At 60.1% G+C, this 21,716-nt stretch carries 25 protein-coding genes; 15 read left to right on the top strand and 10 right to left on the bottom strand.

The window, feature by feature from the left end:
- Window positions 1-612: 612 nt before the first annotated feature.
- From Q4S41_RS23240 to Q4S41_RS23200, 9 genes are all read left to right on the top strand, one after another.
- Window positions 613-879, top strand: a complete 267-nt coding sequence (locus tag Q4S41_RS23240) for a hypothetical protein (protein WP_305033533.1) — start codon at window positions 613-615, stop codon at window positions 877-879.
- Entirely contained in the window at window positions 876-1,226 is a 351-nt protein-coding gene (locus tag Q4S41_RS23235) for an ArsR/SmtB family transcription factor (RefSeq protein WP_196294770.1), read from the top strand. The genes Q4S41_RS23240 and Q4S41_RS23235 overlap by 4 nt, the downstream gene beginning before the upstream one ends.
- 40 nt (window positions 1,227-1,266) lie before the next feature.
- Window positions 1,267-1,731 (top strand): DUF6428 family protein, encoded by a 465-nt coding sequence (locus Q4S41_RS23230; protein WP_044518371.1) that lies wholly within the window; start codon window positions 1,267-1,269, stop codon window positions 1,729-1,731.
- A gap of 72 nt (window positions 1,732-1,803) precedes the next feature.
- Window positions 1,804-2,577 (top strand): metallophosphoesterase family protein, encoded by a 774-nt coding sequence (locus Q4S41_RS23225; RefSeq protein WP_044518373.1) that lies wholly within the window; start codon window positions 1,804-1,806, stop codon window positions 2,575-2,577.
- Between the two features lie 12 nt (window positions 2,578-2,589).
- On the top strand, window positions 2,590-3,084 hold the full coding sequence (locus tag Q4S41_RS23220; RefSeq protein ID WP_305033532.1) for a GNAT family N-acetyltransferase: 495 nt from the start codon (window positions 2,590-2,592) through the stop codon (window positions 3,082-3,084).
- A 13-nt stretch (window positions 3,085-3,097) separates the two neighbouring features.
- Window positions 3,098-4,204: an ACR3 family arsenite efflux transporter gene (arsB, locus tag Q4S41_RS23215; RefSeq protein ID WP_305033531.1), complete on the top strand. Its 1,107-nt coding sequence runs from the start codon at window positions 3,098-3,100 to the stop codon at window positions 4,202-4,204.
- A gap of 35 nt (window positions 4,205-4,239) precedes the next feature.
- Window positions 4,240-4,671 (top strand): arsenate reductase ArsC, encoded by a 432-nt coding sequence (locus Q4S41_RS23210; protein WP_305033530.1) that lies wholly within the window; start codon window positions 4,240-4,242, stop codon window positions 4,669-4,671.
- Between the two features lie 103 nt (window positions 4,672-4,774).
- Window positions 4,775-4,957 carry a hypothetical protein gene (locus Q4S41_RS23205; protein WP_044518383.1) on the top strand — a complete coding sequence of 61 codons (183 nt, stop codon included), beginning with the start codon at window positions 4,775-4,777 and terminating at the stop codon, window positions 4,955-4,957.
- A gap of 85 nt (window positions 4,958-5,042) precedes the next feature.
- Window positions 5,043-5,912 (top strand): DUF4238 domain-containing protein, encoded by an 870-nt coding sequence (locus tag Q4S41_RS23200; RefSeq protein ID WP_305033529.1) that lies wholly within the window; start codon window positions 5,043-5,045, stop codon window positions 5,910-5,912.
- Between the two features lie 87 nt (window positions 5,913-5,999).
- Here Q4S41_RS23200 and Q4S41_RS23195 read toward each other — a convergent pair whose 3' ends face one another.
- The 10 genes from Q4S41_RS23195 to Q4S41_RS23150 form a co-directional block, all read right to left on the bottom strand.
- Window positions 6,000-7,196: a restriction endonuclease gene (locus Q4S41_RS23195; protein ID WP_305033528.1), complete on the bottom strand. Its 1,197-nt coding sequence runs from the start codon at window positions 7,194-7,196 to the stop codon at window positions 6,000-6,002.
- A gap of 50 nt (window positions 7,197-7,246) precedes the next feature.
- Complete coding sequence (locus tag Q4S41_RS23190) at window positions 7,247-8,494, bottom strand: hypothetical protein (RefSeq protein WP_305033527.1); 1,248 nt, start codon at window positions 8,492-8,494, stop codon at window positions 7,247-7,249.
- A 98-nt stretch (window positions 8,495-8,592) separates the two neighbouring features.
- Complete coding sequence (locus Q4S41_RS23185) at window positions 8,593-9,561, bottom strand: DUF4396 domain-containing protein (RefSeq protein ID WP_305033526.1); 969 nt, start codon at window positions 9,559-9,561, stop codon at window positions 8,593-8,595.
- A gap of 78 nt (window positions 9,562-9,639) precedes the next feature.
- A complete protein-coding gene (locus Q4S41_RS23180; protein ID WP_305033525.1) occupies window positions 9,640-10,272 on the bottom strand; it encodes a DUF305 domain-containing protein in 633 nt (210 codons plus the stop codon).
- A 196-nt stretch (window positions 10,273-10,468) separates the two neighbouring features.
- Window positions 10,469-11,077, bottom strand: coding sequence for a DUF305 domain-containing protein (locus tag Q4S41_RS23175; RefSeq protein WP_305033524.1), 609 nt, complete (start codon window positions 11,075-11,077; stop codon window positions 10,469-10,471).
- Between the two features lie 97 nt (window positions 11,078-11,174).
- Complete coding sequence (locus Q4S41_RS23170) at window positions 11,175-12,932, bottom strand: hypothetical protein (RefSeq protein WP_305033523.1); 1,758 nt, start codon at window positions 12,930-12,932, stop codon at window positions 11,175-11,177.
- 126 nt (window positions 12,933-13,058) lie between these two features.
- Window positions 13,059-13,682, bottom strand: a complete 624-nt coding sequence (locus Q4S41_RS23165; protein ID WP_305033522.1) for a helix-turn-helix domain-containing protein — start codon at window positions 13,680-13,682, stop codon at window positions 13,059-13,061.
- An 11-nt stretch (window positions 13,683-13,693) separates the two neighbouring features.
- Window positions 13,694-14,071, bottom strand: a complete 378-nt coding sequence (locus Q4S41_RS23160) for a cupredoxin domain-containing protein (RefSeq protein WP_305033521.1) — start codon at window positions 14,069-14,071, stop codon at window positions 13,694-13,696.
- 10 nt (window positions 14,072-14,081) lie between these two features.
- Window positions 14,082-16,349 (bottom strand): heavy metal translocating P-type ATPase, encoded by a 2,268-nt coding sequence (locus Q4S41_RS23155; RefSeq protein WP_305033520.1) that lies wholly within the window; start codon window positions 16,347-16,349, stop codon window positions 14,082-14,084.
- Between the two features lie 133 nt (window positions 16,350-16,482).
- Complete coding sequence (locus Q4S41_RS23150; protein ID WP_305033519.1) at window positions 16,483-17,394, bottom strand: hypothetical protein; 912 nt, start codon at window positions 17,392-17,394, stop codon at window positions 16,483-16,485.
- Window positions 17,395-17,773: 379 nt separating this feature from the next.
- On the opposite strand from Q4S41_RS23150, the gene Q4S41_RS23145 reads away from it, so the two are divergent.
- From Q4S41_RS23145 to Q4S41_RS23120, 6 genes are all read left to right on the top strand, one after another.
- Window positions 17,774-18,262, top strand: a complete 489-nt coding sequence (locus Q4S41_RS23145; protein ID WP_305033518.1) for a hypothetical protein — start codon at window positions 17,774-17,776, stop codon at window positions 18,260-18,262.
- A gap of 128 nt (window positions 18,263-18,390) precedes the next feature.
- The gene (locus Q4S41_RS23140) at window positions 18,391-18,522 is read left to right on the top strand and encodes a hypothetical protein (RefSeq protein ID WP_262386163.1); all 132 of its coding nucleotides are present in this window, start codon (window positions 18,391-18,393) and stop codon (window positions 18,520-18,522) included.
- Window positions 18,523-18,571: 49 nt separating this feature from the next.
- Window positions 18,572-19,519 carry a heavy metal-binding domain-containing protein gene (locus Q4S41_RS23135; RefSeq protein ID WP_305033517.1) on the top strand — a complete coding sequence of 316 codons (948 nt, stop codon included), beginning with the start codon at window positions 18,572-18,574 and terminating at the stop codon, window positions 19,517-19,519.
- Window positions 19,520-19,569: 50 nt separating this feature from the next.
- The gene (locus tag Q4S41_RS23130; protein WP_305033516.1) at window positions 19,570-20,394 is read left to right on the top strand and encodes a DUF305 domain-containing protein; all 825 of its coding nucleotides are present in this window, start codon (window positions 19,570-19,572) and stop codon (window positions 20,392-20,394) included.
- Window positions 20,395-20,428: 34 nt separating this feature from the next.
- Window positions 20,429-20,956 (top strand): heavy metal-binding domain-containing protein, encoded by a 528-nt coding sequence (locus tag Q4S41_RS23125; protein WP_305033515.1) that lies wholly within the window; start codon window positions 20,429-20,431, stop codon window positions 20,954-20,956.
- 92 nt (window positions 20,957-21,048) lie between these two features.
- Window positions 21,049-21,716: TolC family protein (locus Q4S41_RS23120; RefSeq protein ID WP_305033514.1), on the top strand; the 668-nt coding region annotated here is incomplete at its 3' end.

Genomic DNA, 21,716 nt, shown 5'->3' with positions numbered 1-21,716 from the left:
AATTCAGGATTAAGCATGACGTCTGACGGGGCTAAAATGATAGTGAACAACCACTTGCTTATCCTATTAAACGCCATTTCAAATGTTTTTGTTGCTAAAAAGACAACAATATTTCACTAAAATCAACTGTCCGCTTTGGCCGCTTAAACCCTTCTTCCCCTTTGTTCCATATTGATTTTGCCAGCGGCACGCTGGTTCAAGCACTCCGCTGGCGGTACCGGCCCTTGCCGGTTCGGCCAGCAGCCATTAAACAAGGAGGAAGGCCCGGCCCAGGCAGCGGCGCTTACTCGGGGGCGGGGCTAGGCCTTCCGTCGCGACCAGCGGGAGCAGAGGAGAGCCGGCCCCGCCCTCGAGTAAGCGCCGCTGCCTGGGCCGGGCCGGTGGGAGGATTTTTTTGCGAGAAGGATAGGAAGGGCGCGACCAACGGGAGCGGTGAGTAGCACGGCAGCGCAGCGAACTCCTGCATAGCCTGGCCCAATGGGCTCGCGCCGCCAGCAATACCTTAAAACAGCTCGTTTTCCGCCCAGGAAGAAATATTTTAGCTATGTCGTAAACTTACGTCATTCTATGTCGTATATTTGCGACATACTTCCGACTTTGCTCCTGACTGCTATGTCTTCCAACGCGGATACCTTGGTTCATCCCCTGCTGCGTGTGGTGCTCGAACGGGTGCTGCGCACCGAATGCCTCGTCCTGGAAGGCCTGCGGCTCCAGACCCAGGGCTATAACGGCCAACCCGGCGGCGGCGGCGAGCAGCGGTTGAAAGCTGCCGAACAGCGCGCCTACCAGCGGGCCGAAATCCTGCTCACCCAACTGCTGGCCGCGACGGCAGCCACGCCAGCCTCCATTCCCAACGCACTCCCCGATTCCTCCTCATGACCTACGCTAAAACCGCCGCCTTCACCGAAGAGCAACAGCACCTAGCCCGCGTGGCCAAGGCTCTGGCCCACCCGGCGCGGGTGGCCATCATCCAGTTCCTGGCCAGCAAAAAGACCTGCATTTCCGGCGACATCGCCGCGGAGCTGCCCTTGTCCCGAACCACCGTATTTCAGCACTTGCAGGAGTTGAAGGCGCTGGACCTGATTCGCGGCGAAATCGACGGCCTCACGGTCTGCTACTGCCTCAATACCGAGCTGCTGCAACAGGTACACCAGCAGTTCACCGCCTTTTTCATCGAGGCCACGAGCGGCGCCGTTTGCGGCCCCGATGATGCCTGCGCCTGCTAACATCCTCCCTCTAACTCTCCCCTTTTTACGAAGCAACGCCATGAAAATCTCTGAAATCAAAAAGGCCCTGACCGAAGTGGACGCCATCAACTTCCGCCTGCCCACGGGCGAGTACCTGCCTTCCCATTTCCACGTCACGGAAGTGGGCTTGGTGAGCAAGCATTTCATCGACTGCGGCGGCGTGGAGCGCCAGGAAACCGTGGCCAACTTTCAGCTTTGGGAGGCCGGTGACTACGACCACCGCCTAGCTCCCCAGAAATTCCTGCACATCCTGAAGCTCTCGGAGAAAATCTTGGGACAGGAAGACTTGGACATTGAAGTAGAGTATCAGCAGGCCACCATCGGCAAGTTCGGCCTGACCTTCGACGGCACCGATTTCGTGCTCATGCCCAAGCAAACCGCCTGCCTGGCCCAGGATGCCTGCGGCATTCCGGCGGCCCAGCAGTTCGCGCTGCCCCAGCTGCAAACGGCCGGCGGCTGCACGCCGGGCGGCGGGTGCTGCTAAAATGACCACGCGGCGCGGCCCTCCCGGGTCGCGCCGCGTGACTTATCCCCCAATCCATTCCGCCCGATTTCGATGACAATTGCCTTTTTCTCCGACGTGCACGGCAATCTGCCAGCCTTGGAAGCGGTGCTGGCCGATATGGAGCAGCGCCGGCCCGACATGATTTTCTGCCTGGGCGATTTGGTGGGCTACGCGCCCTGGCCCAACGAAGTGGTGAATGAGGTGCGCCGCCGCGGCATCCCCACATTGGCCGGTAACTACGACCAGGGCATCGGGCTGGCCAGCAGCAACTGCGGCTGCGCTTACAAAACCGACACCGAAAAGGACCTGGGCGCGCAAAGCATTGCCTATACCAACCATATCATGGGCGACGAGGAGCGGCGCTACCTGCGCCTGCTGCCCAAACACATGCGGCTGGAGTTTCAGGAGGAGCCCTGCACCCTGAACCTGCTGATGGTGCACGGCTCGCCGCGCAAAATTAATGAGTACCTGTTTGAAGACCGGCCCGAGGCCAGCTTTCTGCGGGTGTTGGCCGAGGCCAACGCCGATATTATGCTATTCGGGCATACTCACAAGCCCTACCACCGCACCTTCGCCTACGAAGTGGAAGGCGAAACCCGCTACCGCCACGCCCTCAACATCGGCTCGGTGGGCAAGCCCAAGGACGGTGACCCACGCGCGGCTTACCAGTTGCTGCACCTCGACGAAAACACGAAGCTCACGGACCCTGGCAGCGTGCGCTCGGAACTTATTCGGGTCGAATACGACGTGGAGAAAGCCGCCCAGGCCGTGGAGGCCTCCCCGCTGCCGAACGAATACGCCGACATGCTGCGCAAAGCCTATTAAGCTACCAACCCGATGACCATTCAACCACTCGCGGAAACCCACTGGCCCGCCGTGCGTGCCATCTACGAGCAAGGCATTGCCACGGGCAACGCCACGTTTGAAACGCAGGCCCCCGAATGGGAGGCATGGGACCGGGCGCACCTGGCCCACAGCCGCCTGGTCGCCGTCGATGACGCCGGCACGGTGCGGGGCTGGGCTGCGCTCTCGCCGGTGTCGAGCCGCTGCGTGTACGGCGGGGTGGCCGAACTCAGCATCTACATCGCCACTGACGCCCGGGGGCAGGGCGTGGGCCGGCAGCTGCTGCAGGCCTTGATTGCGGACTCGGAGGCCCACGGCATCTGGACGCTGCAAGCCGGCACCTTCGAGGAAAACCGCGCCAGCATTGGCCTGCATACGCAGGCGGGTTTTCGCGTCATCGGCCACCGCGAACGGATTGGCCAGCACCACGGCGTGTGGCGCAATACGGTGCAGATGGAGCGGCGCAGCTCCTCCGTCGGGGTCGCTTAATTCACTATTTTCTATGACAACCCTGAATCAACCCCTGCCCGCCGCCCCGGCCCCCGCCGCGCTGGCTGAAAAGAAACTTTCGGGCCTCGACCGGGGCCTCACGCTCTGGATATTCCTGGCCATGGCGCTGGGCGTCGGCCTGGGCTACTTTGTGCCCGGCATCAACGGGGCCATCAACTACTTCTCAGTGGGCACGGTGAACGTGCCGCTGGCCATCGGCCTGATTCTGATGATGTACCCGCCGCTGGCTAAGGTCAAGTACGAGCAGCTGCCCACGGTCTTCAAAAACACGCGCATCATCGGCCTCTCGCTGTTCCTGAACTGGATTCTGGGCCCCCTGCTCATGTTTTTCCTGGCCATCTGGCTGCTGCCCGACAAGCCCGAATACATGATGGGCCTGATTCTCATCGGCATCGCCCGCTGCATTGCCATGGTGCTGGTCTGGAACGACCTGGCCGACGGCAGCCGCGAGTACGCTGCCGGGCTGGTGGCCCTGAATTCCATCTTTCAGGTGATGTTTTACTCGGTGCTGGCCTGGCTGTTCATCACCGTGCTGCCGCCTTACTTTGGCCTGAAGGGCTACGCGGTGAACATCGGCATCTGGGACATTGCCCGGAGCGTACTCGTTTACCTGGGCATTCCGTTCGCGGCGGGCTTTCTCTCGCGCACCGTCCTGCGCCGGCTGAAAGGCGACGCATGGTACGAGAACGTCTACATCCCGGCCATCAGCCCCATTACGCTGGTGGCGCTGCTGCTCACCATCGTGGTCATGTTCAGCCTCAAGGGCGAAACCATCGTGCAGGTGCCGCTCGATGTGCTGCGCATTGCCCTGCCGCTGGCCCTGTACTTCGGCATCATGTTCGTGCTCAGTTTCGCGGCCGGCAAGTATCTAGGGGCCGACTACGCTGAGAATGCCTCCATTGCTTTCACGGCCACCGGCAATAACTTCGAGCTGGCCATTGCCGTGGCCATTGGGGTGTTTGGCCTGAACTCGGGCCAGGCCTTCGCGGGGGTTATCGGCCCGCTGATTGAGGTACCGGCGCTGATTGCGCTGGTTAACCTGGCCTTCTGGTTCCGCCGCCGCTGGTACGGCGGCAAAACGGTGGCTTCGGCCGCGTAACTCTTCCCCTCTTCCTCCTGCTTTTTTCCCTGCTCATGTCTGATAAGAAAAACGTACTGGTGCTCTGCACCGGCAACTCCTGCCGCAGCCAGCTGCTGCACGGCTACCTCGCCCAAGAGCTAGGCAAGCGGGCCGCCGTCTACAGCGCCGGCGTAGAAGTCCACGGGCTTAACCCCCGCGCCGTGCGCGTAATGGCCGAGGATGGGGTCGATATCTCGCATCACACCAGCAACCACGTCGATGAGTACGCCGCCGTGCCGTTCGATTACGTGCTGACTGTGTGCGACCACGCCAACGAGGTGTGCCCAGTGTTTCCGTCGTCGGCCAAGAAGCTGCACCACAACTTTCCCGACCCGGCTAAGGCTACTGGCAGCGAGGAGGAAATTATGGGGCAGTTTCGCGCGGTGCGCGACCAGGTGAAAGCCTATGCCCACGACTTCGTTCAGGCGCAGTTCGAGACAACTTAAAAAAACTGAATAATAGCTATTTATGCTAGTAAATTCTTACGCGGAATTCTCCGTTCAAACTCACCGTTGAGGTAAAGAGAGTTTTTCCCTCTCGCCCTGCTATATGGCAACTAACAAACCGGCCGGCGACGGCCACCGCAACGGCGCAGTGCGCGACCGTTCGCAAGTTTTCAACCCCGTCACGGAGCAATACGTGAAGCGGAACACCACCAACGGCCAGTTCATGGACGTGAAGCAAGATGGTACGCCCTTCAAAGGCGTGCGAAAAGAGAAGGGAGGCAAATAGCACTACTTCTACTCTGTCTTTTGTCAGTAAAAAGGCGGCTCCGAAATTGGAGTCGCTTTTTTATTTTAATTGTTGCCCACCGCTGATGCAGGTATCACGCCGACACCACTACATTCCTCAATTCCTCATTAAGAATTTCGCGGATGCGGATGGAATGCTCTACTTGCTTGATAAGCAGACGGGTAGAATAGCCAAGCAGCGGCAAAGCCCAAAGGCTATATTCTTTGAGATGGACCGGAATACGGTTCTCTTCCACGGCCAGCCCAAAGACCATCTGGAGGCCTTGTATGCAGCTTTGGATGACAAGGCCGCCGCCGATTTGCAAAACGTCCTTCTCTCCCGAAAAGCTTCTCTCGAAGAAGTGGTGAGCATTGTTGCGCTGGCCAGCTCCCTTAAATGGCGCATACCGGCGAGCGACCCGCAGTTTGGCCGACTGAAAGAGGAGTTGAGCCTGGCCGACTTAAAAGCTGAAATCCGGCCCATCGACCAAGCTAACCCAGTCGACCTGAATGCGCTGAACCAGTTGATGGATTCGGATGCTATCAAAGAGGCCAAGCGTATACTGTTGCCCCTACTGCCGTTGTTTGACGAGAATAAGCTTACCGACATTCACGCCAGCTGGTTTATTCACTCGCAGCCCGATGAACGGTTTCCCTCCGTGATTGGAGACTGGCCCGTGCTGGAAAGGCCCAATGCTGACTATAGCAAATTAGAAGACTTCATCTTTCCGCTAAGCGCTACCGACACATTTATTTACAAGCACGGGGCCCAGAAGCGGATTAAAAGCCCAATTTTCACTATCCAGAAGGACTTGGCTACCCTTCACTATTCCACGCGTTACGTTGCCTGCATGAGCAAAACGCACTTGGAAACCATCGTGCAGATGTACAGTGTGATGCAAGCTCAAAACCAAGTAGAAAAGCTCACTGAGCTCTTATTTGACTTTATCGCCTAATTCCTTTAGCGACATTCGAAACCCTGAGCAATTATCAGCCAAGTTTACTCCCCACGTTTCGCGCAATCTTCAACAGGGTGCGGTTAACTACCCACGCCACCGCCAAGCTCTTCTAAAGCCCTTAGCCTCGGCATCCGCTACCGTCAAGGCATAAAACTCGCCTGCTTTATCCAGCTTGGTTCGGTCATACATCTGGTCAAATGGCAAGTGATAAATCCGTTCACCCGTTGCCGGACTGATGTGGCATTTTATCATCGGAAAAGCGCCCAGCCTGACCTGCTCCCGCACCTGGATGCCCAAAGCTTGGGCAAACTTGCGGGCCGTATCCGACAAATCAGTGGAGGTGCAAAACACCCCCAGAATGTTACTGGCGGAAAGTAACTGCGGAAAAAGGTGAAGCTGCTGTTCAACTAACTTTTTCTGCGCTGAGTCCAGGTAGAATTTGACGGTGGTACCAAACAGCTGGTTGATATGCTTCTCGTGAATGAGCTTGTGCTTGCTCCAGTACTTGCACTGCACGATTAGGGTGTTGCCGTCTTTACGACAGATTAAGTCTCTTCCCAAGTCTTCCTTGCCATTCTCAATCCCAAAATAGGTTACGGTATAGCCTTCGCACTCATACAAATACCCCACAAAGCGCTCGTAGTCACGGCCCAACTGGTAAGGGCTTTTCCGGCCCTGCATATATCTCTCCAAGGCCCGCTGGTTCCGCTCGGTCGTGGAGAGACTGCTATATTCTCCAGCCGTCAGAAAAACACTCACTGGGTCGGCCTCCTGCGGTGCTTGCTCGCCATACGTATCCTTTATTTCCAGGAGCGCCTCCTCCATTTCTCCTTCGCGAAACTCCGTCAGAAATGGAAACAGGCCTTCGTACTGGTTGATAACGTATTGCAGGTGTTTCAGCTGAGCAGCCAGAATACGTTTCTCTTTCCCTACCTCGCGCACTGCCTGGGCAGAGGACTTGGCCGGCCGGGGCTTAAAGGCCAAATAGTCAGCAACCTGATTGTTGTTAAGCAAGACCAGGTCCGCAATTGCACCAGCCAGCCAAGGAAAGCTTTTGCTTTTCTCGGTTAACACTTTTTCCAATCGAGCCACATCAGCGGCCCGCTTGTCGAGTATTTTCTCCCGGACGTTTAACTCGGAATTCCTGGTTTGGTAATCCTTGTAAAGACTACTCTTTTCCTGCGCCAGCTGCTTATCAAGCCGGTTTTTTCGAATTACTAATAGCCCCAATCCGACCAGAAATCCGAGCAACACCAACCATAGATACAGATACTCGGCCATAAAAAGTCAAGCCAACTCTTAATATTCTACTAAAGTACAGACACGGTCCCTCACACCGAGCGCGCAATTTTCAGCATGGCCGCCGGCGAATCACCAAACTTGCATAGCGCCTCGCAGTGCTGGCGCAGCTCCGAAAACAGAATGTAGCGGATGGTCGCGCCGGCGGCCCGGATGGCCGGCCGCGAGAGCTGGGCCTGCACTTCCTTCTCGCGGGCATCGGGCACCACAAGATAGAGCGCCGTCTCGTGCTCGGGCATGGAGAACGCCAAGTCCGTCAGGCGCAGGATGCCGCTGTAGATGCTGGTGCTTTTCTCCACCTCAAAGGCCGCTACCACGCGGTTGGTGCCGGGAGCGAACCACACGATGTCGATGAGGCGGATGGTGCTGGCCACCTCGGCCGGCACGGGCAGTTCGGGGTGCTGGTCGAGGCAGAGAAAGGAGAGCTTCTGGCCGCCGCAAAGACGGTTGCGGTCGTTGATGGCCGTGGTCACGTCGCAGCCCAGGGCCTTGCCCACACGCAGCAGGTGGTGCTGCATCTCGGTGTGCTGGTTTTCCTCCTGCGCCTCGGATTGCACCTCCTTGTGGCGCTTTTGGGCCTGCTGCTGGTACTTGTCGCGGTCCTCGTCGGTGGCAAACTGCTGGTCGCCGGCAATCATCTTCTTCACGCCCACGTCGAAAAGCAGCCCGCTCAGCGCGCCGTAGTCGAGGCTCAGGTGCTGGCGGTGCTCCTGATTAAGGTCGCGCAGCCGGTCGCGCATCCGCAGGTACTCGGACCAGGAGCCCAGCTTGATTTTCTCCCCAAACAGGGCGTTGAAGCCGTTGACGATGGCCGTGTTGCAGGGCGGCATTAGTGTGGGGTGCAGGAAATAGAGGATACTGGCCACGGCCGGCCCCAAGCCCTTGATTTTGCGGCGGTCCAGAATGTCGATTTCGCGCAGCAGCTGCTGCTCGGTGGTGGCCGCCAGACAGCTTTCCAGGAATTGGCCGAAGGCGCGCTTATTGTCCTCGTGCTCGTAGATGTCGGGGATGCGCAGCTTGGGCTTCCAGTAGAAGGGGTGCGCCGCGCCCTGGAACACCTGCTTCTGCTCGCTGATGACGCTGAGCACGAATTCGAGCGAAGTGCCCTTAAAATCGTTGCCGAAGCTGCCCGCCTTGATGTCCTTGACCACCTGCTGCACCCCGCGCCGAATGGAGCGGAAGGCCTTCAAGCGCTCCTCGTTATTGATGAACCAGGTGTTGTAAACGGACTCGGAATCAGCTTTGTATTGCTGAATAAGGGGCGGTAGCGCGGCAGACATATAATGGGGCGGGATAATTGGAATCACGAAGATGCGCAGAACCCCGGGGTCCGCAAGCCGCCGCACCCAAAATCCGTCGCCAGGGTTGCCGTTGCGGGCTAATGCGTCATCCCAGGCATGGACATTTCCGGCGTGCTCATCGGCTGGCCGGGCCGCATAGCGAGGTCCCCGTACCGGGCCGCTACGTAGTAGCCCGCTGCCAGCATGAGCAGGGTAAGCACCGTTACCAGGGCTTTGCGCCCGGCCGATACCTGGCCGTCGCCTTCCATGCGCATTCCTGGCATGGGGTGGCCGGCGGGCGAACTGGGCGCTGTTGGAGGCATGGCGTGTGTCATGCCGGCCATGGCCATGCCCGCGTGCTGGTGCCCGGCGGCGACCGGGGCCCCGCCCTTGCCCAGGGCCCGCTCGGTGCCCATGCCGTGCTTGAGCTGGTGCTTGACCAGCCACCAGTTGACGGGGTAGGCCACCACGACGCCCACGAGGGTAGCGGCCGACATCGAGGCCCAGAACCAGGGTGAGGTAGCTTCCATCGCCTTCATGTCCCGCGACATTAGAATAACCATCGTGGGCAGCATGCCGGCCATCATGGCGTTCATCGACATCCACTCCGGCAGAAACGAGCTGCGCACGGCCTGCCCGTAGCTCATGCTCATCATGTCCTTCATAAACAGGGCCTGGAAGATGAATAGCCCGAAAAAAAAGCCGGCAGCGTACTCAATCCAGATATCGGTGCCCATGTTCAAACCAAAGTAGCCAGTGATGGCGGCAGCCACGATGATACCGGTGGCGTCGCCGGCGGCGCAGTGAATCGTCGAGCCCACGGCCTGCTTCCAGAGCGGGGCCACGAACGTCTCGTGGGTGCCGGGCGCGGGCTCGCGGCACGAAAACCAGTAGACCAGCAGCCCCACCGGCCCGGTGTAGAGGGTGACTAGCACCCAGCCCCACTTCATCACTTTCATTTCCGGGGTGCTGGTAAACAAGTCCCAGGCGACGTAGGCCAATGATAACAGTGTGAGGCCGAACCAGACCCACAGCAGCCATTCCGGAGTCCAGGGAGTATTGTGCATTTCCATTGGGTGAGGGGATAACTTAAAAAGCAGCAGGCCATGTAGCCTGCTGCTTTTTAGTTAAAGGAGAGGATGAAATTAGTAGCCTTTGTTGGTCAGCAGCCACTCCTGCATCTCCTTTATTTCCATCATTTGCTCGTCAATTATCTGCCGCGCTAGGGCTTTGGTTTCGGTGTGACGGCCAAGGTCCAAATCCGCCTGCGACGTCTCGATGGCGCTCTGGTGGTGGTCCTGCATAAGTTGGGCAAAATCGCGGTCGGTATTGCCGGTGATAACGCGCAGGTCGTTGGCGCGCATCATCTTATCCATGGCCATCATCTGGCGCGTGTTAAACGCCGGCACGAGTGGCGTCTCCACCCGGTGCCCCGCCAGAAACGCGTTAAACTGCGTAATCTCGGCCTGTTGCGCGGCAATGATGCGGGTGGCCAGGTCCCGCATCTGGGTATCCTTGCCATTTTTCAATTCCTCCTGGGCCATCGTAATGGCCCCCTGGTGGTGCATCACCATCATCATGGAGTAGTCTTGGTCGGGGTCCTGGGTTTTCATCATGGCATCCATCTTCTTCATCATGTCGTGCATGAGGGTCATCATGGTGTTCTGGTCGTGCGCCTGCACTTTCAGGCTATCCGAGTCGTCTTTGCTGCACGAGGAAACGAGGGAAACGGAAGCCAGCAAAAGGGCCAGCAGGGGAACGCGAAATAGCTTTTTCATAATATCAGGACGTGGTTAAGTTTTCCTGCTTGCTGAAACGGCCTGCTTCAACCCAGGATTTACACCCCATCAGCTCCGGCTTGCATAATTTTCAATAAAATCCCGACGCCCGGCGCGCTGCCCACTTCCAATTACTTAAAAGAAAAGGCAGCCTATTTAGGCTGCCTTTTCTTGCATCGGGTTACTGCCCCGCATGCTATTTGTTGCGCGTGAGCCAGTCCTGCAGGGCCAGAATTTCCTGCCGCTGGTCGGCGATAATGGCCTGGGCCAGGGCCCGGGTGGTATTCTCGCGGCCATGCACTAGCAGCGCCTCGGAGTTGTCGATGGCGGCCTGGTGGTGGTCGACCATCAGCTGGGCAAAGTCATAGTCGGCCCGGCCTGTGATGGTGCGCTTGTCGCTGCTGGCCATCATCTTGTCCATGTTGGTTTTCTGGAGCTGGGTGAACTGCTGCACCAGCGGCTGCCGAGGCTGGTGGCCGCTAAGGAAGGCGTTAAACTGGGTGATTTCGGCCTGCTGCTTGGTGATGATGGTCTGGGCCGTGGTCTTCATCTCTTGGTTGGTACCGCTTTTCAGCTCCTCCTGCGCCATTTTGATGGCAGCCTCGTGGTGCAGTACCATCTGGGCCGCAAAATCGTGGTCGGGGTCCTGGGTTTTAGCTTGCGCGTCCATCTGGGTCATCATGTCCATCATGATGGTCATGTACACGCTTTCGTGGGCGGGGTCCATGTCGTGGCTTTTGGAGCAGGAAGCCAAAACCAGCCCGAAGAAGGCCAGCGCAAGCAAGGGTAAGCGGAAATGGGGCATATATATTATGAAGATTTGATGAGCATCCATAACACCCCGGCCGGCCGCTTAGATTTTACATATCGGCGCAATTTCCTTGCATAATTTCCGGCTTCCTTTACTCTCTCGATTCATCGTCTGCGCCGCGGTTGATGATGGGCAGAATCTGGTAGAGCATTTCCTTCGGGATGCCCAGCATATCGCGCTTTTCCGCGTAATTCTCCAGAAACAAAGCAAAGGGATGTACGCTCTGCATCTGCCGCTGCTCGTCCTCGGCGTCGCTGATACCAGCCCAAGTTGGTGCTCGCAGATAGGCCACGTACTCTTCCAGCACGTCTTCGAACACCAGCCGCCCGTCGCGGAAGTCCTCGTGGTAGGCCAGCAGCGTGTCCGCGTCGATGATAATCAGCGGGCGCACGTTGTGTACCGGTAGTCCTTCCTGCCCCAGCTTTGCCAGCTCTTCCTGAAACCAGTCGTTGACGACCACGTTCAGGCCAGGCTGGTTATAGAGCCGGTCGTGCACCACCAGCACCGGGTAGATTATCAGCTCCGCCGGGTCGAAATCGGTATCAAAAGGCAGCTTGTGGCGGAGCAGCCGGTCCACGTTGTTGGCCAGCTGCCTTGCGGCTTTGGGGTGCTGGTCTTCGTCTTCGTAGAACTTCTTCTTTACCTCATCCAGGTACGTGGCGAAGTCGTGGCCGGCCTTGGCAACCTTGTTTACCCACACATCCTTCGACTCGAATAGCACGGCCCGGCTGTCGTGGCGGAAATAGTAGTCGGGCTCAGATTGCTCTTTCAGCTGCCAGCCGTCGAAAATGGCCCGGCCGCTCAAGGCCAATCCCCGGCCCTGAAAGCTAGCATCGAGCAGCATATACATGAGGTACTGCTCCGAGAACAGGTCGCAGTACACCGAGCGCCAGTCGGGCTCCCGCTGGCTTTTTGGCAGGGACTGGTTGGCCAGATTAAACTGAAAATACAGCCCCTTGTGCATGGCTTCCACCACCAGCACCGGGTAGGGCAGCACAAAAGTGCCCGGCGTTTCCTCCACCAGCGGGGTAGCCCGCAGACTGGTGAAATCGGCTTTATCCAGCTTCTGGCCTTCGCGCAGCGCAAAGCGCTGCAGGAAGGCCCGGTCAGCTTCATAGTCCGGCTGGCTATCGGGTATCTCCACGGAGATGCGCCCCGGATTTTCCGCCTGCATGACGGGCTTCGTTACGCCACTGAGCTTCCGGAAATACTCGGGCCAATCCTGGCAGCCGAAGCGTTGCAGAAAGGCTTGCAGCAACGGGGCAAAACGCGCCTCCGCCTCCAAAAACTCGAATAGCCGGACCGATTTAATGAGCTGCAGGACGGCGATGTTGAGCAGGCGCAGGTTCACCAACTCAAAGTCGGAGAACGTCAGCGCCAACGCCAGCGCCGCAAGCGGCTGGGTCGGGAGTAGCGCCTTCGCCGCGGCCGACGCTTGCTCCTGCTCCGCGATGTACGGGCCGTTCAGCACCAGGCACGCTTTAAACAAGCTCTTCTCCAATTCGGCCGACGACTTGGTATCGGGCTCATCCGGCAGCTCGAAGCAGTAGTAGTAGAGCTGCAGCACCGTTTTGGGGTGCAGAAAGCTCAGCCGGCCGTGCCCCCGGTTTTGGAGCACCTTCGCCCGGTAATAGACCTCGTCGGCAAACAGCTGGCTGTGGGTGCCAAAGAACTGCTGCATGTCCGTGATATGGTTCCGCTTGGGAGCCGGCACCTGGCTAAGGTAGCCCAGCAGGTGCGACACGCATTGCAAGCGCCGTAGCCGGCTGATGCCCGAGAGGTACTCCTCAATGGGCAGGGCGGGCTCGGAAAAAAGGCAGGTGAAATCGACAAGTAACCCTCTGGTCATAAGCAGTGCAGGAGCCGGAAAGCTAAGTGAATGGCTCCTGATTTGATGAACAGGAAAAAACAAGTCGGCGTTAATTACGCTGCCGCTTTTTTCCTGCTAATTCTGCACCTACCCACTTACTCGCCACTATATCAGCGAGTCCAGGCTGCGGCGGGCGTGGCTCGCGGGCCCTAGCCGCTGAAACTCGGTGGGGGTGAGGCCGGTCACCTGCCGGAACTGGCGCGATAGGTGCGCCGGGCTGCTGTAGCCCAGCTGCTGGGCCACCTCGGCAATGGGCAGCTCGCCGTAGCCAATCAACTCCTTGGCGCGCTCCACCTTCTGGCGGATGATGAATTTCTCAATCGTAAGGCCTTCGGAAGCGGAGAACAAATGGGAAAGATAGTGGTAATCCTTGCTCAGGTGCTCCACCAGATAATCCGAGTAATTGAGCAGGCGCGGGCCGGGCGGCGGGTAGTGAATCAGGGCCACCAGCAGGGTTTTGATGCGGTCCACCAGCTGGTCGCGGGGGTCTTCGAGCAGCTCAAAGCCGGCATCCTGCAGGCTGGCCCGGATGGCTGCCCAGTCGGGAGCCGCGCCGTCGGGCGTGGACACGTCGGCCTCGCCCAGCGCCACCCGGTGAACGTGCAGGCCCAGCGCCGTCAGCTCTTCGCCCACCACCCGGATGCACTGCGGGCACACCATGTTCTTAATCAGCAGCCGGTGCGAACCGGGCGGGGGCAGGACGTGGGCAATGCTGACGTCGGCTTTCATGGGATGCGGCATTATTTCACCACTAAGCTACCCCGCAGCATGCCCATGCCGCAGGTGAAGGGGAACGTCCCGGCTTCTTTGGGCAGCAGCTCCACCAGCGTGGTCTTGAAAGCGGGCAGGTCGCGGCGAATGCTGAAATCCGGCATCAGCAGCTCCTCCGAGCAACTGTTTTCTTCGTCGCGGTAGAAGCTCAGCTGCACGGGCTTGCCGCGCTCCACCTCAATCACGTCGGGCGAGTAGCCGCCCTTCACGGTGATGGCTACCTCCTGCACGCCACTGGACGAAGACACGGCATTGGCCGTCTGGCGGGCCGAGAAAAAGAAGTACCACAGCACGAAGCCAGCGAGGGCCAGGCCGATGACGGTTACCATGATGGCGGGCGTATCCATAGGAGCGGAATTAATGATTGTCGAAACTGCGCAGGCGCAGCGAGTTGGTCAGCACCGACACCGAACTGAGGGCCATGGCCCCGGCCGCGAGCATGGGCGAGAGCAGAATGCCGAAGAAGGGGTAGAGCAGCCCGGCCGCCACAGGAATGCCCAGCGTGTTGTAAACGAAGGCAAAAAACAGGTTCTGCTTGATGGTGCGGATGGTCTGGCGGCTCAGCTCGATGGCCGTCACCACGCCTCCCAAATCGGAGCGCATCAGCGTGATGCCGGCGGCTTCCATGGCCACGTCAGTGCCTGAGCCGATGGCCAGGCCGATGTCGGCCTGGGCCAGGGCCGGCGCGTCGTTAATGCCGTCGCCGACCATGGCTACGGTGCGGCCCTCGGCCTGCAATTCCTTCACCTTGCCGGCTTTATCAGCGGGCAGCACCTCGGCGAAGTAGCGCGTGATGCCCACCTGCCCGGCCACCTGGGCGGCCGTTTCGGCATTGTCGCCCGTCATCATCACCACCTCAATGCCCAGCGCCTGCAGCTTTTTGATGGCGGCGGCCGACGTGTCGCGCACGGTATCGGCCACGCCAATCAGCCCCACGGCCTGGCCCGCGACGGCGATGTAGAGCACGGTTTTGGCCTGTCCTAGAAGTTGCTCGGCCTGGGTTATCAGGGCAGGGGAGAGGCTCACGGTTTCGTCGGCCAACAGGCGGCGGTTGCCAATTAGCACAGCTTGGCCGCTCACGGTGGCGGCGGCCCCTTTGCCTTCCACGGCCCGGAAGCCGGTCGCCGTCAGACTGGCCGCGCCCTGCGCCTCAGCGTGGCGCACCACGGCTTCGGCCAGCGGGTGCTCGCTCTGCCGCTCCACGGCGGCCACCACTTGCAGCAGCTGGCCAGCTTCCTGCCCGGGCAGCGTCCAGAAATCCGTCACGCTGGGCTCGCCCTTGGTGATAGTGCCCGTTTTATCCAGCAACACGGTGTTTACCTGGTAGGCCTTTTCCAGTGCCTCGGCGTTGCGAATCAGGACGCCGTGCTCGGCCCCCTTGCCGGTGCTCACCATGATGGCCGTGGGCGTGGCCAGCCCCAGCGCGCAGGGGCAGGCAATGATGAGCACGGCCACGAAGTTGACCAGCGCCAGCGGCAGGCGGGTGCCGGCCGGGGCCAAATCAAACCACAGCACGAACGTCAGAATGGCAATGACCACCACCGTGGGCACGAAGATGGCACTGACCTTGTCGGCCATCCGCTGGATGGGGGCGCGGCTGCCCTGGGCATCCTCCACCAGCTTCACAATCTGCGAGAGCATGGTGTCGGCCCCGACTTTGGTCACGCGGAAGCGAAAGGAGCCGGTTTTGTTGAGCGTGGCCCCGAACACCGGGTCGCCCACCTGCTTCTGCACCGGCAGGCTTTCGCCCGTGAGCATGGCCTCGTCCAGGGCCGAAGTGCCCTCGGTGATGAGGCCGTCGGTGGCCACCTTCTCCCCGGGGCGCACCACAACGATATCGCCCAGCTGCACCTGTTCGATGGGCACGTCGACTTCCGCGCCATCGGGCCGCACTACGCGGGCGGTTTTAGCTTGCAGGCCAATGAGGCTGCGCATGGCGGCCGAGGTCTGAGTCTTGGCCCGCAGCTCCAGCACCTTGCCTAGCAGAATCAGGGCAATGATGGTGGCCGTTGTGTCGTAGTACACCTCGGGCATCAGGCCCCGGCTGGTGAAAAAGCCGGGCACCACGGTAGCGGCCAGGCTGTAGAGGAAGGCTGCGCCAGTGCCCACGGCAATGAGCGTATCCATGTTGGCGGCCCGGTGCTTGAAGCCGTTCCAGGCCGACACGTAGAACTCGCGCCCGCTATAAAGCAGCACGGGCAGCGTGAGCAGCAGCAGGGCGTAGTTGAGCCACTGCATGTTGACGCGCGCCATCATCGCCGGCCAGAGCATGAGCATGCTCAGCGGCATGATGAGGAGAGCCAGGCCCACGGCCACCCAGAAGCGGCGCTTGAGCTTCTGGTAGGCCAGCGCCTTCTGGCGGTCGATTTCGGCGCTGCGCTCGGCGGCGCTGGTATCGGGGGCACGCTCCACCACGCCGTAGCCGGCGTTAATGACGGCTTCCTTCAGCGTAGCCGGGGAGGCTTGGGTGGGCACGTAGTCCACAGTGGCCTTCTCGGTGGCAAAGTTGACCATCGCCCGCTGCACGCCGGGCGTGCGGCTGAGCGACTTCTCAACGAAGGACGCGCACGACGCGCAGGTCATGCCTTCGATGTCGAGGGTTTCGGTTTTAGTGGCAGGTTCCATAAAAGCGGCGTAATGAGTGGTTTTTGAGCAGTTTAGCCGGCTGGCAAAAGCCCATATTCACACTACAAAGGAACGGCTAGCCTTTGGCGAAGTTGGTACTAAATACCGCCCCAGAATTGCATAATTTGACGGCCTATACCGCCATACCACCATCCTTGGCAGCCTGTTTTGCCTGCCATTCAGCGTAGCGCCACCGGGCAGACCCCAAGTTTACCTTAACGGTCGTGGAAACGGGGATTTGCAAGCCGAAGCTCTGGCGTAAAAACTCCAGCAGCACGGTGGTTCGGGTCACAAGCAGGTACTTCTTTCGGTTGAGCGTCAACTCTTCGGTTACGATGCCCACCAGCTTCTTTTCCAAGGCAGGGTCGTGCAGCAGATAGTTGCCCGTATCCCAGAGGCCGCTGCCGCTGATGCCTTCCATTTTGGGGCGCTTGTGCGGCTGGGGATTGGTGGCCGACAGCACGTCGCCCGTAAAGTCGAGCACGAGGTGAGTAGCCGGGTGGAGCCCGGACCGGGCATAATCAAATTCACCTGTTAGTTGGGTCTGAAGCGGGTATGGTGCTGATTTCACTTGGCCATCAAAAGACTTGGTCTTCGCCGCTGGAAAGCCAACGGACAGGTAAACATCCGTCAGGTGCCTGGGACTCGTGGAGAGTTCCGAAAGAGTCAGGAAGTGGTAGGCTTCCTGCAGGCGGGCAAGTTGGGATTCGTCGGTCAGTTCCAACGCAGCCAAGTCAATTTTGTCGTCCTTCCGTTTGCCCGAGGCAGGCAGTGAGGTAATGCGCAGCTCACCGGCTAGGGTGACTTCGTGCGGGGGCAGAATCACGAACGTCTCGTAATACTTGCCGGCAATAACGTGTGCCGCCGTCACCACAAAATACCGGCTATCCAAGGTTAGTAACACTCCACTGCCGCAGGCGGCGATGCGGCCCTTGTGCGTGTAAAAGAACTGGATGGTCGATTTGAGGATTGCCGCGGTAGCAATACTGAGAGGTTGAGCTTTGACTTCTTGTAAAAGCGAAGGAGGGGTAGGCGTAGGGGCCATGGGTAAAGGGTTAAAAAATTTAGTTATTGATTGGGGGCACCAAGAATTAAGCTTACTACCCCCTCTCACAGATAAATACGAAATCCACCCTGCCACTTAGAAAATGGCCCTGAATTATTTTTGATGCCCCTTGACTTTATCAGGCAGTTACCAGCAAACAGCTTATAAAATCACGCCAGCAACTTGCATAATTTTGCTTTTCCGCTCAGACTAGGGTATATCCAAAATGGAAGCTGATAGCCCTGAGTTGCTCAGTAACGCCATTTTATCAACCTACGTCCACCTTGCGCAAACCACCACCGGAACCCTTTCGCGGCATTGCGGGTAAAGAAGCAGCTCTACTCTTCTGAGGAGATAAGTCTAATTTTGCGGTTGCTTCATGCCCGTTATGTTCCGTAGCCTGTACCCTTTCCGCCGTTTGCTGGCGACGAGCTTCCTGCTCGTCTTCGTCAACGTGTTCGTGGGGCAGTGCTGGTGCGCAACGGTCAACCCGCTGTCGTCGGCTCCGCCGATGGCGGCCATGGACCACCACCAGGCCGAGAAGCCGGCGCACCCGGGCTGCCACGGCCACGGCGCGGTGGCGGAGCATTCGACCAAGCAGCACGGCCACGGCCACCCGACCAAGCCGGGCACCAGCCACGACTGCTGCAAAGACAAGTCGGCGTCGCTGCTGTCCTCGCTGACGACGCCCGCCCAGAAGCACTTATTCATGCCCGCCCCGGCCGTACTGCCGGCGGCTATCGAGTTTCATTTCCGGCCTCTAGCTGGCAAGTGGGACCGCACGGCTACGGTGGCCCTGGTTCCGCCCCGGCACCTCAAGCCCAAAATACCCGACATCCGTATTTTCATCCAGTCGCTGACTGTCTGATTCTTCCGACGCGCTAAGGCTCGCGCCGGCATAGCTATGCTATGTCCGGGGCGGGCCTTTTCGTTTGCTCGCCCGCGTGGCTAGGCCGCGCCCCCTCCCCCCATTTTCCTGGTTTTTCCTCCCCCGCAATGAAGAGTTGCTGTCAGGAGGCCGGCGCGCCGCCCCCCCGTGGGCCGGGCCGTCGCTGGCTGTCCTACCTGCTCTACGCCGGGCTGGCTGCCGCGCTGGGCTTCGTGCTCTGGCAGCAGTGGCAGGCGTAGCTCAAAGGGCCTTTTCAGGGCCTGTATTTCCCGTCCATTACCCTTTCTCATGAACCGTTTCCTTGTTCCACTACTGGCCGCTGCCAGCGTTTTCACCGTTGCCAGCTGCTCCTCAGATTCGTCCAGCAGCAGCGCCACCAACACTGTTACCACGCCCAGCGGCACCGACCCCAACAGCACGGCCGCGCACGCCGGGGGCCACACCTACGCCTGCCCCATGCACCCGGAAGTGACCAGCACCAAGCCCGGCGAGAAGTGCCCCAAGTGCGGCATGGAGCTGGTCCACAACGACCAAGTGAGCAACGGTAAGAGCTACCAGATGCAGTTCGAGCCCAAGCCCATGCAGCTCGTGGCCGGCCAGCCCGCCACGCTCACCTACACCCCGCAGGAAATCGGCAACGAGAAAGCGCCGGTGCCGCTGGCGGTGGTGCATGAGAAGAAAATCCACCTCATCATCGTCCGCAAGGACCTGTCGGTGTTCGACCACGAGCACCCCGAGTTCACGGCCGATGGCAACTACAAGGCCGCGTTCACCTTCCCCAAGGGCGGTGAGTACGTGCTGTTTCAGGACTACACGCCCGATGGCAGCGGCCACCAGCTCGGCCGCCAGGTGGTGAGCGTGCAGGGCCCCAAGTACACGCCCGTCAGGTTCAGCAAAGACCAGATGCAATGGAGCGAGGATGGCTACCAGGCCACCCTCGCCTTTGACAAGGAGCTGAAAGTCGGGCAGCTGTTGGGCATGAAAATCATGCTGAGCAAGAATGGCCAGCCGGTGACGGACCTGGATAAGTACCTCGGGGCGCTGGGCCACGTCGTGGTCATCAGCGAAGACACTGAGCGCTACCTGCACGTGCACCCCAACGACCAGGCTGACAAGGGTCCGGTCATCGGCTTCAACACCAACTTCGAAAAGCCCGGCCTGTACCGCGTTTTCCTGCAATTCAACCATGGCGGGCAGATTCACACCAGTGACTTCACCATCAACGTGAAGGCCTAGACCGCACCTCAGCACCTCATTTTTTCACTTCCAATTCCCAACCCAAACCCATGAAAAAGTCCGCGTTTTTCCTCGCCGCCCTCTGTTCGGGCACCCTGCTGCTGGGCAGCTGCAACTCCGATAAGTCGGCCGACACCACGGCCACTGCAACGACCTCGGCCCCGGCCGATACCACTGCCGCGGCCGGCGACATGGCCGGGATGGACCACTCGAAAATGGCGGACGGTGCCGCCGGCACTTCGCCTCTGATGGCCTCGATGAACGAGATGATGGCCAAGATGGACGCCATGAAGATGAAGGGCAACACCGACCACGACTTTGCTCACATGATGCTGGAGCACCACAAGGGCGCGGTGGCCATGGCCGACATCGAGCTGCGCGACGGCAAGGATGCCACCATGCGCCAGATGGCCGAGAAAATCAAAGCCGACCAGCAGAAGGAAATCGGCGAGTTGGAGCCCATTGCCGAGCGCCTCGACTCGGCCCCGACCAACTACAAGCCTCAGGACCCGGCCGACCCCTTCACGGCCCAGATGAAGACGTCGATGGACCATATGATGAAAAATATGCCCGCGACGGTGGCCGACCCGGACATGAACTTCAACATGCTGATGACCGTGCACCACCAGAGTGCAATGGACATGGCCGAAGCCGAGCTGGCTCACGGCAAGGACAGCAAACTCAAGGAGATGGCGCAAATGATGATTGACGCCCAGAAAAAGGAGATTGAGCAATTCAAAGCCTGGCACGCCAAAAACGCCGGCAAAATGCAGTCGGCCGGCGCTGCCTACGTGTGCCCGATGAATGACGGCGGCCAGAGCAATGCCCCCGGCAAGTGCCCGAAATGCGGCATGGACCTGGAGAAAAAAGCGTAGCCCATCCCTTTCGACCCTGCTTTTTAACCGCCCCATGAAAATGATTCGCCCCTTCCTCGCCGCCGTGGCCCTGCTGGCCGCCGCGCCCCTCGCCCACGCCCAGCACGCCGAAATGGCGGCGGGCGAAACCCACGCCCACGTGGCCCCCCACGGCGGCGTGGTGCGCTCGGCCAGCCCCTACCACCTGGAGCTGGTGGCCCAACCTACCGAACTGGCTTTCTACCTGCTGGGAGCCAAGATGAGCGCCGTGCCCAACAAGGGCATGAGCGGCTCGGTGCTGGTGCAGCTGACCACCAACGCCACCGTGACCGTGCCGCTGGCCCTGGCCGGCGATGACCACCTCACGGCCAGGCTGCCCGCCGGGGCCAAGGTGCGCACCGCCATCGTGACGCTGAACACGGCCGACGGCAAAGCCCTGACCGTGCGCTTCGACAAGCTGGACGAGGCCCACGCCCACAAAGCCGTGGGCGCGGCCTTTGCCTGCCCCATGCACCCGGAAGTGACGGCCAGCGAGCCGGGTAAATGCCCGAAGTGCGGCATGGCGCTGGTCAAAAAATCCTAGCTGCCGGCGGTCCGTTTCCGGGCCGCCCTTCGTGTTCCGCTCCCCTCCGTCGGCTGCTGCCGGCGGAGGGGCCAGCGGCCTAACCAATGCTTATGAACAATCTTCCCATTCATCGCCGCCGGCCCGGGCTGGTGCTCTTGCTGCTGTTGCTGGTGCTGCTGGCCGGGCCGGCGGGGGCGCAGCAGGTCGTGGTGCGCCTCGACAGCGCCGAGCAGCAGGCCCTGCGCCGGCACCCGCGCCTGCGCCAGTCGGCCGAGGAAATCGCGGAGCAGCGCGCCCTGAAGCGCGGCAGCTTTTCGCCCACCAACCCGGACTTTCTGTTCTCCGCGCCCACGGGCGAGCGGTGGGCCCCGGGCGTGGTGCAAACCATCGACTTTCCCACGGTGTACCGCCGGCAGGCCCAGGCCGCGCAGGCCGGCATCACCCTAGCCGAGCGGGGCCTGGATGTGAACCGCGCCACCGTGCGCCGCGACGTGCGCCAGGCCTACCTGAGCCTGCAATTTGCCGAAGCGCAGGTGCGCCAGCTCACCTACCAGGACAGCCTGTTTCGGGCGCTGCAAGTGGCCACCGACCGCCTGTTCAAGGCCGGCGAGGTAACGGCCTTGCAGCGCGTGAGCACCGAGGCCGAAGCCCGGCAAGTTCGCAACCAGCTCGACCAGGCCGTGGTGGACCAGCGCTCGGCGCAGCGGCGGCTGGGCCTGCTGCTCGGGCAGCCGGAAGCCAACCTCACGGCCGATACTGACCTGCGCCAGACCGGCCC

Origin of the sequence: Hymenobacter convexus (genome assembly GCF_030580955.1) — a bacterium.
Classification (GTDB): Bacteria; Bacteroidota; Bacteroidia; order Cytophagales; family Hymenobacteraceae; genus Hymenobacter.
The sequence above is the reverse complement of the archived record's forward strand: the minus strand, read 5'-3'. Positions and strand labels throughout refer to the sequence as shown.

Coding starts and splice junctions, on each gene's coding strand:
- Q4S41_RS23240 (WP_305033533.1), top strand. CDS start 613: ATGTCTTCCAACGCGGATACCTTGGTTCATCCCCTGCTGCGTGTGGTG.
- Q4S41_RS23235 (WP_196294770.1), top strand. CDS start 876: ATGACCTACGCTAAAACCGCCGCCTTCACCGAAGAGCAACAGCACCTA.
- Q4S41_RS23230 (WP_044518371.1), top strand. CDS start 1,267: ATGAAAATCTCTGAAATCAAAAAGGCCCTGACCGAAGTGGACGCCATC.
- Q4S41_RS23225 (WP_044518373.1), top strand. CDS start 1,804: ATGACAATTGCCTTTTTCTCCGACGTGCACGGCAATCTGCCAGCCTTG.
- Q4S41_RS23220 (WP_305033532.1), top strand. CDS start 2,590: ATGACCATTCAACCACTCGCGGAAACCCACTGGCCCGCCGTGCGTGCC.
- arsB (WP_305033531.1), top strand. CDS start 3,098: ATGACAACCCTGAATCAACCCCTGCCCGCCGCCCCGGCCCCCGCCGCG.
- Q4S41_RS23210 (WP_305033530.1), top strand. CDS start 4,240: ATGTCTGATAAGAAAAACGTACTGGTGCTCTGCACCGGCAACTCCTGC.
- Q4S41_RS23205 (WP_044518383.1), top strand. CDS start 4,775: ATGGCAACTAACAAACCGGCCGGCGACGGCCACCGCAACGGCGCAGTG.
- Q4S41_RS23200 (WP_305033529.1), top strand. CDS start 5,043: ATGCAGGTATCACGCCGACACCACTACATTCCTCAATTCCTCATTAAG.
- Q4S41_RS23195 (WP_305033528.1), bottom strand. CDS start 7,196: ATGGCCGAGTATCTGTATCTATGGTTGGTGTTGCTCGGATTTCTGGTC.
- Q4S41_RS23190 (WP_305033527.1), bottom strand. CDS start 8,494: ATGTCTGCCGCGCTACCGCCCCTTATTCAGCAATACAAAGCTGATTCC.
- Q4S41_RS23185 (WP_305033526.1), bottom strand. CDS start 9,561: ATGCACAATACTCCCTGGACTCCGGAATGGCTGCTGTGGGTCTGGTTC.
- Q4S41_RS23180 (WP_305033525.1), bottom strand. CDS start 10,272: ATGAAAAAGCTATTTCGCGTTCCCCTGCTGGCCCTTTTGCTGGCTTCC.
- Q4S41_RS23175 (WP_305033524.1), bottom strand. CDS start 11,077: ATGCCCCATTTCCGCTTACCCTTGCTTGCGCTGGCCTTCTTCGGGCTG.
- Q4S41_RS23170 (WP_305033523.1), bottom strand. CDS start 12,932: ATGACCAGAGGGTTACTTGTCGATTTCACCTGCCTTTTTTCCGAGCCC.
- Q4S41_RS23165 (WP_305033522.1), bottom strand. CDS start 13,682: ATGAAAGCCGACGTCAGCATTGCCCACGTCCTGCCCCCGCCCGGTTCG.
- Q4S41_RS23160 (WP_305033521.1), bottom strand. CDS start 14,071: ATGGATACGCCCGCCATCATGGTAACCGTCATCGGCCTGGCCCTCGCT.
- Q4S41_RS23155 (WP_305033520.1), bottom strand. CDS start 16,349: ATGGAACCTGCCACTAAAACCGAAACCCTCGACATCGAAGGCATGACC.
- Q4S41_RS23150 (WP_305033519.1), bottom strand. CDS start 17,394: ATGGCCCCTACGCCTACCCCTCCTTCGCTTTTACAAGAAGTCAAAGCT.
- Q4S41_RS23145 (WP_305033518.1), top strand. CDS start 17,774: ATGCCCGTTATGTTCCGTAGCCTGTACCCTTTCCGCCGTTTGCTGGCG.
- Q4S41_RS23140 (WP_262386163.1), top strand. CDS start 18,391: ATGAAGAGTTGCTGTCAGGAGGCCGGCGCGCCGCCCCCCCGTGGGCCG.
- Q4S41_RS23135 (WP_305033517.1), top strand. CDS start 18,572: ATGAACCGTTTCCTTGTTCCACTACTGGCCGCTGCCAGCGTTTTCACC.
- Q4S41_RS23130 (WP_305033516.1), top strand. CDS start 19,570: ATGAAAAAGTCCGCGTTTTTCCTCGCCGCCCTCTGTTCGGGCACCCTG.
- Q4S41_RS23125 (WP_305033515.1), top strand. CDS start 20,429: ATGAAAATGATTCGCCCCTTCCTCGCCGCCGTGGCCCTGCTGGCCGCC.